This window comes from Bacillus sp. FSL K6-1145, assembly GCF_038003425.1.
Taxonomy (GTDB): domain Bacteria; phylum Bacillota; class Bacilli; order Bacillales; family Bacillaceae; genus Bacillus; species Bacillus pumilus.
Window position 1 is genome coordinate 128,700 of sequence record NZ_JBBOPC010000001.1, and the last position, 14,647, is coordinate 143,346.

General features: G+C 42.5%; 17 protein-coding genes. All 17 read left to right on the top strand.

Annotated features, from left to right (window positions below; all coding sequences use genetic code 11):
* Window positions 1–26 precede the first annotated feature (26 nt).
* The 17 genes from rpoC (at window position 27) to rpmC (ending at window position 14,629) form a co-directional block, all read left to right on the top strand.
* Complete coding sequence (rpoC, locus tag MHH41_RS00695) at window positions 27–3,626, top strand: DNA-directed RNA polymerase subunit beta' (protein WP_310428297.1); 3,600 nt, start codon at window positions 27–29, stop codon at window positions 3,624–3,626.
* A 145-nt stretch (window positions 3,627–3,771) separates the two neighbouring features.
* The gene (locus tag MHH41_RS00700; RefSeq protein ID WP_003216985.1) at window positions 3,772–4,020 is read left to right on the top strand and encodes a 50S ribosomal protein L7ae-like protein; all 249 of its coding nucleotides are present in this window, start codon (window positions 3,772–3,774) and stop codon (window positions 4,018–4,020) included.
* A 112-nt stretch (window positions 4,021–4,132) separates the two neighbouring features.
* Window positions 4,133–4,552 (top strand): 30S ribosomal protein S12, encoded by a 420-nt coding sequence (rpsL, locus tag MHH41_RS00705; protein ID WP_003216962.1) that lies wholly within the window; start codon window positions 4,133–4,135, stop codon window positions 4,550–4,552.
* 120 nt (window positions 4,553–4,672) lie between these two features.
* Window positions 4,673–5,143: a 30S ribosomal protein S7 gene (gene rpsG / locus MHH41_RS00710; protein ID WP_003216884.1), complete on the top strand. Its 471-nt coding sequence runs from the start codon at window positions 4,673–4,675 to the stop codon at window positions 5,141–5,143.
* A gap of 54 nt (window positions 5,144–5,197) precedes the next feature.
* On the top strand, window positions 5,198–7,276 hold the full coding sequence (fusA, locus tag MHH41_RS00715; protein WP_050945820.1) for an elongation factor G: 2,079 nt from the start codon (window positions 5,198–5,200) through the stop codon (window positions 7,274–7,276).
* 118 nt (window positions 7,277–7,394) lie between these two features.
* Complete coding sequence (gene tuf / locus MHH41_RS00720; RefSeq protein WP_003217109.1) at window positions 7,395–8,585, top strand: elongation factor Tu; 1,191 nt, start codon at window positions 7,395–7,397, stop codon at window positions 8,583–8,585.
* Window positions 8,586–8,694: 109 nt separating this feature from the next.
* Window positions 8,695–9,654: an alpha/beta fold hydrolase gene (locus tag MHH41_RS00725; RefSeq protein ID WP_340865364.1), complete on the top strand. Its 960-nt coding sequence runs from the start codon at window positions 8,695–8,697 to the stop codon at window positions 9,652–9,654.
* A 218-nt stretch (window positions 9,655–9,872) separates the two neighbouring features.
* On the top strand, window positions 9,873–10,181 hold the full coding sequence (rpsJ, locus tag MHH41_RS00730; protein ID WP_003156464.1) for a 30S ribosomal protein S10: 309 nt from the start codon (window positions 9,873–9,875) through the stop codon (window positions 10,179–10,181).
* A 37-nt stretch (window positions 10,182–10,218) separates the two neighbouring features.
* The gene (rplC, locus tag MHH41_RS00735) at window positions 10,219–10,848 is read left to right on the top strand and encodes a 50S ribosomal protein L3 (RefSeq protein WP_003217069.1); all 630 of its coding nucleotides are present in this window, start codon (window positions 10,219–10,221) and stop codon (window positions 10,846–10,848) included.
* A gap of 27 nt (window positions 10,849–10,875) precedes the next feature.
* On the top strand, window positions 10,876–11,499 hold the full coding sequence (rplD, locus tag MHH41_RS00740; RefSeq protein ID WP_003217216.1) for a 50S ribosomal protein L4: 624 nt from the start codon (window positions 10,876–10,878) through the stop codon (window positions 11,497–11,499).
* The gene (gene rplW, locus MHH41_RS00745) at window positions 11,499–11,786 is read left to right on the top strand and encodes a 50S ribosomal protein L23 (RefSeq protein WP_003217016.1); all 288 of its coding nucleotides are present in this window, start codon (window positions 11,499–11,501) and stop codon (window positions 11,784–11,786) included. Before rplD ends, rplW begins: the two co-directional genes overlap by 1 nt.
* A 28-nt stretch (window positions 11,787–11,814) precedes the next feature.
* Complete coding sequence (rplB, locus tag MHH41_RS00750) at window positions 11,815–12,648, top strand: 50S ribosomal protein L2 (RefSeq protein WP_003217065.1); 834 nt, start codon at window positions 11,815–11,817, stop codon at window positions 12,646–12,648.
* A gap of 57 nt (window positions 12,649–12,705) precedes the next feature.
* Entirely contained in the window at window positions 12,706–12,984 is a 279-nt protein-coding gene (gene rpsS / locus MHH41_RS00755; RefSeq protein ID WP_003216920.1) for a 30S ribosomal protein S19, read from the top strand.
* Between the two features lie 17 nt (window positions 12,985–13,001).
* Entirely contained in the window at window positions 13,002–13,343 is a 342-nt protein-coding gene (rplV, locus tag MHH41_RS00760; RefSeq protein WP_007496316.1) for a 50S ribosomal protein L22, read from the top strand.
* Between the two features lie 3 nt (window positions 13,344–13,346).
* The gene (gene rpsC / locus MHH41_RS00765) at window positions 13,347–14,003 is read left to right on the top strand and encodes a 30S ribosomal protein S3 (protein WP_003217241.1); all 657 of its coding nucleotides are present in this window, start codon (window positions 13,347–13,349) and stop codon (window positions 14,001–14,003) included.
* Window position 14,004: 1 nt separating this feature from the next.
* A complete protein-coding gene (gene rplP / locus MHH41_RS00770) occupies window positions 14,005–14,439 on the top strand; it encodes a 50S ribosomal protein L16 (protein WP_003217039.1) in 435 nt (144 codons plus the stop codon).
* Window positions 14,429–14,629, top strand: a complete 201-nt coding sequence (gene rpmC, locus MHH41_RS00775) for a 50S ribosomal protein L29 (protein WP_003217155.1) — start codon at window positions 14,429–14,431, stop codon at window positions 14,627–14,629. Before rplP ends, rpmC begins: the two co-directional genes overlap by 11 nt.
* Window positions 14,630–14,647 lie beyond the last annotated feature (18 nt).

Here is a 14,647-nt window from a genome sequence, read left to right on the forward strand (position 1 = left end):
CGAAGATTAAAAGGGAGGTAGGCCCCTTGCTAGATGTGAACAATTTTGAGTATATGAACATCGGTCTCGCATCACCTGATAAAATCCGTTCTTGGTCTTTTGGTGAAGTGAAAAAGCCTGAAACGATTAACTATCGTACACTGAAACCTGAAAAAGATGGTCTCTTTTGTGAACGTATCTTCGGACCACAAAAAGACTGGGAATGTCATTGTGGAAAGTATAAACGCGTTCGTTATAAGGGTGTTGTATGTGACCGTTGTGGTGTAGAAGTAACACGGGCAAAAGTCCGTCGTGAGAGAATGGGGCATATCGAACTGGCTGCCCCAGTTTCCCACATTTGGTATTTCAAAGGTATCCCAAGCCGTATGGGTCTTGTTCTTGATATGTCACCACGTGCGTTAGAAGAAGTGATTTACTTCGCTTCATACGTCGTGACAGATCCTGGCAACACACCGCTTGAGAAGAAACAACTTCTTTCTGAGAAGGAATTCCGTGCTTATTTAGATAAATACGGTAATACATTCCAAGCAGCTATGGGTGCAGAAGCAATCAATAAACTTCTTCAAGATATCGATCTTGTAAAAGAAGTAGATGCACTGAAAGAAGAGCTGAAAACTGCTCAAGGACAGCGTCGTACTCGTGCGATTAAACGCCTTGAAGTGCTAGAAGCCTTCCGTAACTCAGGAAACAAACCATCATGGATGATTCTTGATGTACTTCCGGTTATTCCGCCAGAATTACGTCCAATGGTTCAGCTTGATGGTGGACGTTTTGCTACTTCTGACTTAAACGACCTTTATCGTCGTGTCATCAACCGTAACAATCGTCTGAAACGTTTATTAGATCTTGGCGCGCCAAGCATCATCGTTCAGAACGAGAAGCGTATGCTTCAAGAAGCTGTCGATGCCTTGATTGATAATGGACGTAGAGGCCGACCAGTAACAGGACCAGGAAACAGACCATTGAAATCTCTTTCTCATATGCTGAAAGGGAAACAAGGACGTTTCCGTCAAAACTTGCTTGGTAAACGTGTTGACTATTCTGGACGTTCCGTTATCGTCGTAGGACCACATTTGAAAATGTATCAGTGTGGACTTCCGAAAGAAATGGCTCTTGAATTATTCAAACCATTCGTGATGAAGGAGCTTGTTGAAAAAGGTTTAGCTCACAACATCAAGAGTGCGAAGCGTAAAATTGAGCGCGTGCAGCCGGAAGTATGGGATGTTTTAGAATCAGTGATTCGTGAGCATCCAGTCTTACTAAACCGTGCACCGACTCTTCACAGACTTGGTATTCAAGCGTTTGAACCTACACTTGTGGAAGGACGCGCAATTCGTCTGCATCCACTTGTATGTACAGCCTACAACGCTGACTTTGACGGTGACCAAATGGCGGTTCACGTACCATTATCTGCTGAGGCTCAAGCTGAAGCTCGTATCTTAATGCTTGCTGCTCAAAACATTTTGAACCCGAAAGATGGAAAACCTGTTGTTACGCCATCTCAGGATATGGTGCTTGGTAACTACTACCTTACACTTGAGCGTAAAGGTGCTATCGGAGAAGGTATGATCTTCAAAGATACGAACGAAGCCCTTATAGCTTATCAAAATGGGTATGTGCATCTTCATACACGTGTAGCTGTTGCAGCTAACTCGTTGAAGAATGTGACATTTACTGATGAACAGCGTTCTAAATTGTTGATTACAACAGTTGGAAAACTAATCTTTAACGAAATCTTACCGGAATCATTCCCTTACATGAATGAGCCGACAAAGAGCAATATTGAAGAAAAAACGCCAGACCGTTTCTTCCTTGAAAAAGGTGAAGATGTCAAAGCTGCGATTGAGAAACAAGAAATCAATGCGCCGTTCAAAAAAGGTATTTTAGGTAAAATCATTGCGGAAATCTTTAAGAGATTCCATATCACTGAGACATCTAAAATGCTTGACCGCATGAAAAATCTTGGGTTCAAATACTCTACTAAAGCGGGTATTACGGTTGGGGTGTCTGATATCGTCGTATTAGATGATAAACAGAAGATCCTTGAAGAAGCGCAAGCAAAAGTAGATAACGTCATGAAGCAATTCAGACGTGGTTTGATTACTGAAGAAGAGCGTTACGAGAGAGTCATTTCGATCTGGAGTTCTTCTAAAGATGTCATCCAAGGTAAACTGATGAAGTCCCTTGATGAAGTCAACCCAATCTACATGATGAGTGACTCTGGGGCGCGTGGTAACGCATCTAACTTCACTCAGCTGGCTGGTATGCGTGGTCTGATGGCCAACCCGGCTGGACGTATCATTGAACTTCCGATCAAATCTAGTTTCCGTGAAGGTTTAACCGTATTGGAATACTTTATTTCCACTCACGGAGCGCGTAAAGGTCTTGCCGATACAGCCCTTAAAACAGCTGACTCAGGTTACCTCACGCGTCGTCTCGTCGACGTTGCACAGGATGTTATCATCCGTGAAACAGATTGCGGTACAGACCGTGGTATCTTGGCAAAGTCCATTAGAGAAGGAAATGAAATTATTGAGAAACTTGAAGAACGTCTAATTGGACGTTTTGCAAGAAAACCAATTGTTCATCCTGAAACGGGCGAAGTCATTGTTGGCGAAAACGAACTAATTGATGAAGATAAAGCACTTGAAGTAGTTGAAGCAGGAATTGAGGAAGTATGGATCCGTTCTGCATTTACATGTAACACGCCTCATGGTGTGTGTAAACGATGCTACGGCCGTAACCTTGCAACTGGTACTGACGTTGAAGTCGGTGAAGCAGTTGGAATCATCGCTGCTCAATCAATCGGTGAGCCAGGAACACAGCTTACAATGCGTACGTTCCACACCGGTGGGGTAGCAGGAGACGATATCACACAAGGTTTACCTCGTATCCAAGAGCTATTTGAAGCGCGTAATCCGAAAGGGCAAGCGACGATTTCTGAAATTGATGGTGTCGTTGCTGAAATTAACGATGTTCGTGACAAGCAGCAGGAAATTGTGGTTCAAGGCGACGTTGAAACTCGCTCTTACACAGCTCCTTACAATGCACGTCTGAAAGTTGTTGAAGGTGACAAAGTTACTCGTGGTCAAGTACTGACAGAAGGTTCGATCGATCCGAAAGAACTTCTTAAAGTGACTGACATGACAGCTGTTCAAGAATATCTGCTTCATGAAGTACAAAAAGTATACCGTATGCAAGGGGTAGAAATCGGAGATAAGCACGTTGAGGTAATGGTTCGCCAAATGCTTCGTAAAGTGCGTGTCGCTGATGCAGGGGATACAGATGTATTACCAGGCACACTTCTTGATGTACATCAATTCACTGAAGCGAACAAAAAAGTACTATTCGAAGGCAAGCGCCCTGCAACAGGCCGCCCAGTTCTTCTTGGTATTACAAAAGCATCGCTTGAAACAGACTCATTCTTGTCTGCAGCATCCTTCCAAGAAACGACTCGTGTCCTAACAGATGCGGCGATCAAAGGAAAACGTGATGAACTGCTTGGCTTGAAAGAGAATGTTATCATCGGTAAACTTGTTCCAGCTGGAACAGGAATGCCAAACTACCGTAAAGTTAAGCCGGTTTCACAAGTGCAACCGTCTGACGATATGGTGCCTGTAGAGTAATCTTTCTCGTGAGATTCCTATAAAATCATCAAAAAATGGTGAAGGATGTCAAGATAATCTGTCATATGATATTGACATCCTTCTGCCATGATGATAATATAACCAAGGTGCTCAAAATAAAACCTGTTACTTTGGAGGATATTCGATGTCTTATGATAAAGTATCACAGGCTCAATCCATTATTATTGGTACGAAGCAAACAGTAAAAGCTCTGAAACGAGATTCAGTAAAGGAAATCGTCGTAGCGAAAGATGCTGATCCTGCTTTAACAGCTAGTGTAACAAAACTAGCGCAAGAGAAGGGTGTAGACATTTTAGTGGTAGATTCCATGAAAAAGCTCGGCAAAGCCTGCGGAATTGAAGTTGGGGCAGCAGCTGTTGCCATTATGTTATAGCGTACTTGTTTTGTTTTTGCATGTGTAAATGCAAAAGCATTGTTTTTTGCCTTTTAATGAACCACCTGGGTATGTGGGTTATAAAAAAAGCAACGAAGGGAGGAATAACAACATGCCTACAATTAATCAGCTAATACGCAAAGGACGCGTGAGTAAAGTTGAAAACTCAAAGTCTCCTGCACTTAACAAAGGATACAACAGTTTCAAAAAAGAGCACACTAACGTAACATCTCCACAGAAGCGCGGGGTTTGTACTCGTGTCGGCACAATGACACCGAAAAAACCAAACTCAGCATTACGTAAATATGCTCGTGTACGTTTGTCTAACCTGATTGAGGTAACAGCTTACATTCCTGGTATCGGACATAATCTACAAGAGCACAGTGTAGTACTTATCCGTGGCGGACGTGTAAAAGACTTACCGGGTGTACGTTACCACATCGTTCGTGGTGCGCTTGATACTGCCGGAGTTGACGGTCGTATGCAAGGACGTTCTAAATACGGAACAAAACGCCCTAAACAAAGTAAATAATACAAACAAACATAAGGGTTTTTAGAAGTTGATATCAAATCAGTGGAGTCAGGCAACTGACAATGATATTGAGATGAGAGACAGATAGAAATCCTTTTAAATGAGAAGGGAGGCTATCAGATGCCACGTAAAGGTCCTGTAGCAAAAAGAGACGTATTGCCAGATCCAATTTACAATTCTAAACTTGTATCTCGTTTGATCAACAAAATGATGATCGACGGTAAAAGAGGAAAGTCACAAACAATTCTCTACAAGTCATTTGATATCATCAAAGAACGTACTGGTAATGAAGCGATGGAGGTTTTCGAACAAGCCTTGAAAAACATCATGCCAGTTCTTGAAGTTAAAGCACGTCGTGTAGGTGGAGCTAACTACCAAGTTCCTGTAGAAGTTCGCCCAGACCGTCGTACTACTTTAGGTCTTCGCTGGTTAGTAAACTACGCTCGTCTTCGTGGAGAAAAAACGATGGAAGAGCGTCTTGCTAACGAAATCCTTGACGCAGCTAACAACACTGGTGCTGCTGTTAAGAAACGTGAAGATACACACAAAATGGCAGAAGCGAACAAAGCATTCGCTCACTACCGCTGGTAGGATTTATACCAAACTAAAAAAACTATTCCCTAATAAGGAAGGAGAAATTACCCAATGGCAAGAGAGTTCTCCTTAGACAAAACTCGTAATATTGGTATCATGGCTCACATCGATGCTGGTAAAACGACAACGACTGAGCGTATCTTATACTACACTGGTCGTATCCATAAAATTGGTGAAACTCACGAAGGAGCTTCCCAAATGGACTGGATGGAGCAGGAGCAAGAACGTGGTATTACAATCACTTCTGCTGCTACTACAGCACAATGGAAAGGTTACCGTGTAAACATCATCGATACACCAGGACACGTAGACTTCACTGTTGAAGTTGAACGTTCTTTACGTGTACTTGATGGTGCGGTAGCAGTTCTTGATGCACAATCAGGTGTAGAGCCACAAACTGAAACAGTTTGGCGCCAAGCAACAACTTACGGAGTACCTCGTATCGTATTCGTTAACAAAATGGATAAAACCGGTGCGGACTTCCTTTACTCTGTAGGCACATTAAGAGATCGTCTTCAAGCGAACGCTCATGCAATTCAATTGCCGATCGGCGCTGAAGATCAATTCGAAGGAATCATCGACCTTGTAGATAACGTAGCATACTTCTACGAAGATGACCTTGGAACTCGCTCTGATGCACAAGAAATCCCTGCTGAGTATAAAGACAAAGCTGAAGAGCTTCGCAACAGCCTTATTGAAGCTGTCGCTGAGCTTGATGAAGAGCTTATGGAAAAATACCTTGAGGGTGAAGAAATTACAATTCCTGAATTGAAAGCTGCAATCCGTAAAGGAACGTTGAATGTTGAATTCTACCCAGTTCTTGTTGGATCTGCTTTCAAAAACAAAGGTGTTCAGCTTGTACTTGATGCTGTGCTTGATTACCTTCCTGCACCAACTGATGTTGCTGCAATCAAAGGTATCCTGCCAGATTCAAATGAAGAGGTTGTTCGTGAGTCTACTGATGACGCACCATTCGCAGCTCTTGCATTTAAAGTTATGACTGACCCTTATGTTGGGAAACTTACTTTCTTCCGCGTATACTCTGGAACACTTGCTTCAGGTTCATACGTGAAGAACTCTTCTAAGAACAAGCGTGAGCGTGTTGGACGTATCCTTCAAATGCACGCAAACAGCCGTGAAGAAATCTCTACTGTATATGCAGGGGATATCGCAGCAGCTGTTGGTCTTAAAGATACATCTACTGGTGACACTCTTTGTGACGAGAAAGATACTGTTATCCTTGAGTCTATGGAATTCCCAGAGCCAGTTATCGATGTAGCAATCGAGCCTAAATCAAAAGCTGATCAAGATAAAATGGGTATCGCTTTAGCTAAACTAGCTGAAGAGGATCCAACATTCCGTACACAAACAAACCCTGAAACTGGTCAAACGATCATCTCTGGTATGGGTGAGCTTCACCTTGATATCATTGTTGACCGTATGAAGCGTGAGTTCAAGGTTGAAGCTAACGTAGGTGCTCCTCAAGTTGCGTACCGTGAAACATTCCGTTCTGGTGCAAAAGTTGAAGGTAAATTCGTACGTCAGTCTGGTGGACGTGGTCAGTTCGGACACGTTTGGATCGAATTCGAACCAAACGAAGAAGGCGCAGGCTTCGAATTCCAAAATGCAATCGTCGGTGGGGTTGTTCCTCGTGAATACATTCCAGCTATTCAAGCAGGTCTTGAAGATTCACTTGAAAATGGTGTATTAGCTGGATTCCCATTAATCGACATCAAAGCTAAATTATTTGATGGATCATACCACGATGTTGACTCGAACGAAATGGCGTTTAAAATTGCTGCATCTATGGCGTTGAAAAATGCTGTCAGCAAATGTAACCCAGTTCTACTTGAGCCAATGATGAAAGTAGAAGTCGTTATCCCTGAAGAATACATGGGAGACATCATGGGTGATATCACATCTCGTCGTGGACGTGTAGAAGGTATGGAAGCTCGCGGTAACGCTCAAGTTGTTCGCGCAATGGTTCCACTTTCTGAAATGTTCGGATATGCAACTTCACTCCGTTCTAACACACAAGGACGCGGTACTTTCACTATGCACATGGATCACTACGAAGAAGTGCCTAAGAGCATCAGTGAAGAAATCATCAAAAAAAATAAAGGTGAATAATTGATTTTGCCTTTAAACTAAAGTATAACTACTATTGAAGATCAGAAAGTGAGAGGTAACTCTTCACTTTCTATCACTCTATACCAAATACAATGAACCTTTAAGGAGGATTTTTAGAATGGCTAAAGAAAAATTCGACCGTTCCAAATCGCATGCTAACATTGGTACAATTGGACACGTTGACCATGGTAAAACAACTCTAACTGCTGCTATCTCAACAGTTCTTCATAAGAAGTCTGGTAAAGGATCAGCTATGGGATATGACCAAATCGATGGTGCTCCAGAAGAGCGCGAGCGTGGAATCACAATCTCAACTTCACACGTCGAGTATGAAACAGACACTCGTCACTATGCACACGTAGACTGCCCAGGACACGCTGACTACGTTAAAAACATGATCACTGGTGCTGCTCAAATGGACGGCGCGATCTTAGTAGTATCTGCTGCTGATGGTCCAATGCCACAAACACGTGAGCACATCCTACTTTCTCGTAACGTAGGTGTACCATACATCGTAGTATTCCTTAACAAATGTGACATGGTTGACGATGAAGAGTTACTTGAACTTGTTGAAATGGAAGTTCGTGACCTTCTTTCTGACTATGACTTCCCTGGTGATGATGTTCCAGTTATCAAAGGTTCTGCTCTTAAAGCTCTTGAAGGAGATGCTGATTACGAAGCAAAAATCTTTGAACTTATGGATGCGGTTGATGAGTACATCCCAACTCCAGAACGTGACATTGAGAAGCCATTCATGATGCCAGTTGAGGATGTATTCTCAATCACTGGTCGTGGAACTGTTGCTACTGGTCGTGTTGAGCGTGGACAAGTTAAAGTCGGTGACGAAGTTGAAATCATCGGTCTTCAAGAAGACAATGGTAAAACAACTGTTACAGGTGTTGAAATGTTCCGTAAACTTCTTGACTATGCTGAAGCTGGTGACAACATCGGTGCACTACTTCGTGGTGTATCTCGTGAAGATATCCAACGTGGTCAAGTACTTGCTAAACCAGGTACAATCACTCCACATAGCCGTTTCAAAGCTGAAGTTTATGTACTTTCTAAAGAAGAGGGTGGACGTCATACTCCATTCTTCGCTAACTACCGTCCGCAGTTCTACTTCCGTACAACTGACGTAACTGGTATCGTACATCTTCCAGAAGGTACTGAAATGGTTATGCCTGGCGATAACACTGAGATGGAAGTTGAACTTATCTCTACTATCGCTATCGAAGAAGGAACTCGTTTCTCTATCCGTGAGGGTGGACGTACTGTAGGTTCTGGCGTCGTTTCAAATATCATTAAGTAATAAACATATAAAAGAGACTCCTTGCAAAAGGGTCTCTTTTTTTGCTTTTCCAGATCAGAACGGCTACTATAAGCTATAGAATCTAAATGGAACCGAGAGGATCACTGGAATGGCGAAGACATATTTGAAGAAATGGTTAATCGGCGGGGTTGACCAATGGATTATGATCAAAGAAGATCACGCAAGTGAAGCGAAGCCTGTTCTTTTATTTTTACACGGTGGGCCCGGCTCCGCTCAAATCAGTTATATCGATTCGTTTCATGAGGAACTTAATCAAGATTTTACAGTTGTTCATTGGGATCAGCGAGGCGCGGGACTTTCCTATCAGAAGAACCTCCCCAATACTTCCATGACCATTCAGCAATTTATTGAAGATACGATTGAACTGACAGAGAAAGTTCTTTCATATCTAGGTCAATCAAAATTGTACATCGCCGGATATTCATGGGGGTCATTAATCGCCATACAAGCAGTACATAAGCGCCCAGATCTATATCACGCTTATTATGGAATTAGTCAGGTAGTAGATGTAATAAAAGAAGATATTGTGTCATACAAGCTTCTTTTGGAGAAATGCGAACGAAATCGGTTGTTTACTTGGTGCCTGCGATTACTGACGCCTCCTCCGTGGAAACGAATATCAGCTCATGCTCTGTTCTCTCTATATAAAGAGCTCGTAAGCGTAGGTCTCACACATAGGTGGAAGCCGCTGATTCAAATGCTACGCGGATTTCTTTTTAGTAAGGAATATCAGCTCAAAGATAAGTGGAATTTCCTTAAAGGACAGAAGCTTAGTCAGGACATGCTATGGAATGAATTGATGAATGAGAGCATTGAATACCGAGTTTCTACTATATTAATACCTTGTTACTTTATCATTGGTGAATATGACATGATTACACCAGCTGCTGTATCAAAACCTTATGTTGAGCAATTAACAGCACCAGTCAAAGAATGGTTCACCTTTAAAGAATCTGCACATTCCCCGCATCTAGAAGAACCAGAAGAATTTATTCGTACCATAAAAAAGACGGCTGTACATCATCTTCAGGGAAAGCTTGATTTATAGGCTGAACCCCTGTATAATATGAAAAGTGTGCAAATCATAAATTTATCCGATTTATTATTGCAACACGCAGGCCAATTTGGTACAATAGTGCATGTTGGTCTTTGACTGCGATGAAGTGAGAGGTTGCTGACACACCCGGCCGCTTTGCCATGGCAAGGTGATCAGGTTTTTCTCACGGAGAACTGTCTAACGTAAGTAGGCGAAAAGGAGGGAAAATAATGGCAAAACAAAAAATTCGTATTCGTTTAAAAGCATATGATCATAGAATTCTTGATCAATCTGCTGAGAAGATTGTTGAAACGGCTAAGCGTTCTGGTGCTAGTGTATCTGGTCCAATCCCGCTTCCAACTGAAAAATCAGTTTACACAATCCTTCGTGCGGTGCATAAGTACAAAGATTCTCGTGAGCAATTTGAGATGCGTACTCACAAACGTCTAATCGACATCGTGAATCCAACTCCACAAACAGTTGATGCACTTATGCGTTTAGATTTACCATCTGGTGTAGATATCGAAATCAAACTTTAATTCAAATAGAAAACACATATTATAGGAGGTGTGACTAATGACCAAAGGAATCTTAGGTAGAAAAATTGGTATGACGCAAGTATTCGCAGAAAACGGTGATCTTATCCCTGTAACTGTTGTTGAGGCTGCTGCTAACGTTGTTCTTCAAAAGAAGACTGCTGACACGGATGGCTATGAAGCAATCCAAATCGGTTTTGACGACAAACGTGAAAAGCTTTCTAACAAACCAGAGAAGGGCCACGTTGCTAAAGCGGAAACTGCTCCTAAGCGCTTCGTAAAAGAATTACGCGGTGCGGAGTTAGATGCGTATGAAGTTGGTCAGGAAGTCAAAGTTGATATTTTCGCAAATGGAGATATCGTAGATGTAACAGGAACATCAAAAGGTAAAGGATTCCAAGGGGCTATCAAGCGCCACGGACAATCACGCGGACCAATGACTCACGGTTCACGTTACCACCGTCGTCCTGGTTCAATGGGACCTGTTGATCCAAACCGAGTATTCAAAGGTAAACTTCTTCCAGGTCGTATGGGCGGAGAGCAAATCACTGTCCAAAACCTTGAGATCGTTAAAGTTGATGCAGAACGCAATCTTCTATTGATCAAAGGAAATGTACCAGGAGCTAAAAAATCTCTAGTAACTGTAAAGAGTGCAGTTAAATCTAAATAACTCTCTTAGGAAAGGAGGAAACAAGTCATGCCAAAAGTAGCATTATTTAACCAAAACGGTTCTACTAACGGTGAAATCGAATTAAACGCTTCTGTGTTTGGAATCGAGCCAAACGAAAGCGTAGTATTCGATGCTATTCTTATGCAAAGAGCTTCCTTACGTCAAGGAACTCACAAAGTAAAAACTCGTTCTGAAGTACGTGGCGGAGGTCGTAAGCCTTGGAGACAGAAGGGTACTGGTCGTGCTCGTCAAGGTTCTATCCGTTCACCACAATGGCGCGGAGGCGGTATCGTATTCGGTCCAACACCACGCAGCTATTCTTATAAATTACCTAAAAAAGTTCGCCGCTTGGCTATCAAGTCAGTATTGTCTTCTAAAGTAATCGACAACAACATCATCGTTCTTGAAGATCTGACTCTTGATGCAGTGAAAACGAAAGAATTCGCAGGCATCCTTAAAGGATTATCTGTCGAGAAGAAAGCGTTGATCGTCACTGCGGATGCAAACGAAACAGTTGCTTTATCTGCTCGTAACATCCCTGGAGTAACAGTTGTTGAAGCTAACGGTATCAACGTTCTTGACGTTGTCAACCACGAGAAACTTCTGATCACTAAAGCAGCGGTTGAAAAAGTAGAGGAGGGACTTGCATAATGAAAGATCCTCGTGATGTTCTAAAGCGCCCTATCATTACTGAACGTTCTGCTGATCTAATGACAGAGAAGAAGTACACGTTCGAAGTTGATGTCAGAGCTAACAAAACAGAAGTGAAAGACGCTGTTGAAGAAATCTTTGGAGTGAAAGTTGAGAAAGTCAACGTTCAAAATTACAAAGGGAAATCTAAACGCGTTGGACGCTACACTGGTATGACTAGCCGTCGCAGAAAAGCGATCGTGAAATTAACAGCTGACAGCAAAGAAATCGAAATTTTTGAAGCGTAAATCTTAAAAAGAAGGAGGGAAATTCAAAATGGCGATTAAAAAGTATAAACCAACCAGTAATGGTCGTCGTGGCATGACTACTTCAGATTTTGCTGAAATCACGACTGACAAACCAGAAAAATCGTTGCTTGCGCCGCTTCACAGAAAAGGCGGACGTAACAACCAAGGTAGAATGACTGTTCGTCATCAAGGTGGCGGTCATAAACGTCAATACCGTATCATCGACTTTAAACGTGATAAAGACGGTATACCTGGACGCGTTGCTACAATCGAGTATGATCCAAACCGTTCAGCGAACATCGCTCTTGTAAACTATGCAGATGGTGAGAAACGTTACATTCTTGCTCCGAAAGGAATCCAAGTTGGTACTGAAGTTACTTCTGGACCAGAATCTGACATCAAACCAGGTAATGCTCTTCCACTTATCAACATCCCAGTTGGTACAGTTGTGCATAACATTGAATTAAAACCAGGTAAAGGTGGACAATTAGTTCGTTCTGCTGGTACTTCTGCTCAAGTTCTTGGTAAAGAAGGTAAATACGTTCTTGTACGTTTGAACTCAGGAGAAGTTCGTATGATTCTTTCTGCTTGCCGTGCGACTATCGGTCAAGTTGGAAACGAGCAACACGAATTAATTAACATCGGTAAAGCTGGACGTTCACGCTGGAAAGGCGTACGCCCAACAGTTCGTGGTTCTGTAATGAACCCTAACGATCACCCACACGGTGGTGGTGAAGGACGTGCTCCAATCGGACGTAAATCACCAATGTCTCCATGGGGTAAACCGACTCTTGGATTCAAGACTCGTAAGAAAACCAACAAGTCTGATAAATTCATTGTACGTCGTCGTAAAAACAAGTAACGGGGTTGTCTACGGTTCATTTAGGACCGTAGATCAATCACGAAGGGAGGTTCCACAATGGCTCGCAGCTTAAAAAAAGGACCATTTGTTGATGATCATTTGATGGCTAAAGTCGAGAAATTGAATGAAACTGACAAAAAGCAAGTCGTAAAAACTTGGTCTCGTCGTTCTACAATTTTCCCACAATTCATCGGTCACACAATCGCTGTCTATGACGGACGCAAACATGTACCTGTTTTCATTTCTGAAGATATGGTAGGTCACAAATTGGGCGAATTCGCACCAAGCCGTACTTACAAAGGTCATGCTAGTGACGATAAAAAAACAAGACGCTAATGAGAGGAGGCTTTTAAATGCAAGCTAAAGCTGTCGCAAGAACAGTCCGTATTGCTCCTCGTAAAGCACGTCTAGTAATGGACCTGATCCGAGGTAAGCAAGTAGGAGAAGCAGTTTCTATCTTAAACCTTACACCTAAGGCTGCTTCACCAATTATTGAAAAAGTATTAAAATCTGCTATCGCAAACGCTGAGCACAACTACGAGTTGGACGCTAACAGCCTAGTGATTACTCAAGCATTCGTTGACGAAGGTCCAACACTTAAGAGATTCCGTCCACGTGCTATGGGTCGTGCGAGCGCAATTAACAAACGTACTAGCCACATTACAATCGTTGTATCAGAAAAGAAGGAGGGATAATCCGTGGGTCAAAAGGTAAATCCAGTAGGTCTTCGTATTGGCGTCATTCGTGATTGGGAATCTAAATGGTTCGCAGGAAAAGATTACGCTGACTTCTTACATGAAGACTTGAAAATCCGTGAATTCATCAGCAAGCGTTTGTCTGACGCGTCTGTTTCTAAAGTAGAAATCGAACGTGCTGCAAACCGCGTAAATATCACAATCCACACGGCTAAACCAGGTATGGTAATTGGTAAAGGCGGATCTGAAGTTGAAGCACTTCGTAAAGCTCTTAACAGCCTAACTGGCAAACGTGTACACATCAACATTCTTGAAATCAAGAGAGCAGATCTTGATGCTCAGCTAGTTGCTGAAAACATCGCTCGTCAACTTGAAAATCGTATTTCATTCCGTCGTGCACAAAAACAAACAATCCAACGCACAATGCGTGCTGGAGCACAAGGAATCAAAACAATGGTTTCTGGTCGTCTTGGCGGTGCTGATATTGCTCGTTCTGAATATTACAGTGAAGGTACTGTTCCGTTGCACACACTTCGTGCTGACATCGACTATGCTACTGCTGAAGCTGACACTACTTATGGTAAGCTTGGCGTAAAAGTATGGATCTATCGTGGAGAAGTCCTTCCAACTAAGAAGAATACTGCGGAAGGAGGAAAATAATATGTTATTGCCAAAACGCGTGAAGTATCGCAGAGAACATCGTGGAAAAATGCGTGGACGTGCAAAAGGTGGTACTGAAGTACATTTCGGTGAGTACGGTATCCAAGCTCAAGAAGCTTCTTGGATCACGAACCGTCAAATCGAAGCTGCTCGTATTGCTATGACTCGTTACATGAAACGTGGCGGTAAAGTTTGGATTAAAATTTTCCCTTCTAAGCCATACACAGCTAAACCTCTAGAGGTCCGCATGGGTTCCGGTAAAGGTGCTCCAGAAGGATGGGTGGCTGTAGTAAAACCAGGCAAAGTTTTATTTGAAATTTCTGGTGTGTCTGAAGAAGTTGCTCGTGAAGCTCTTCGTCTTGCATCTCACAAATTGCCAATTAAAACGAAGTTCGTAAAACGTGAAGAAATTGGTGGTGAATCAAATGAAAGCTAATGAAATTCGTGACCTTACCACTGCTGAAATTGAACAAAAAGTAAAGTCTCTTAAAGAAGAACTTTTCAATCTTCGTTTCCAATTAGCGACTGGGCAGCTTGAAAACACTGCTCGCATTCGTGAAGTGCGTAAATCAATCGCACGCATGAAAACTGTGATTCGTCAAAGAGAAATCGCTGCTAATAAATAATAATTAGAGGGGAGGCCC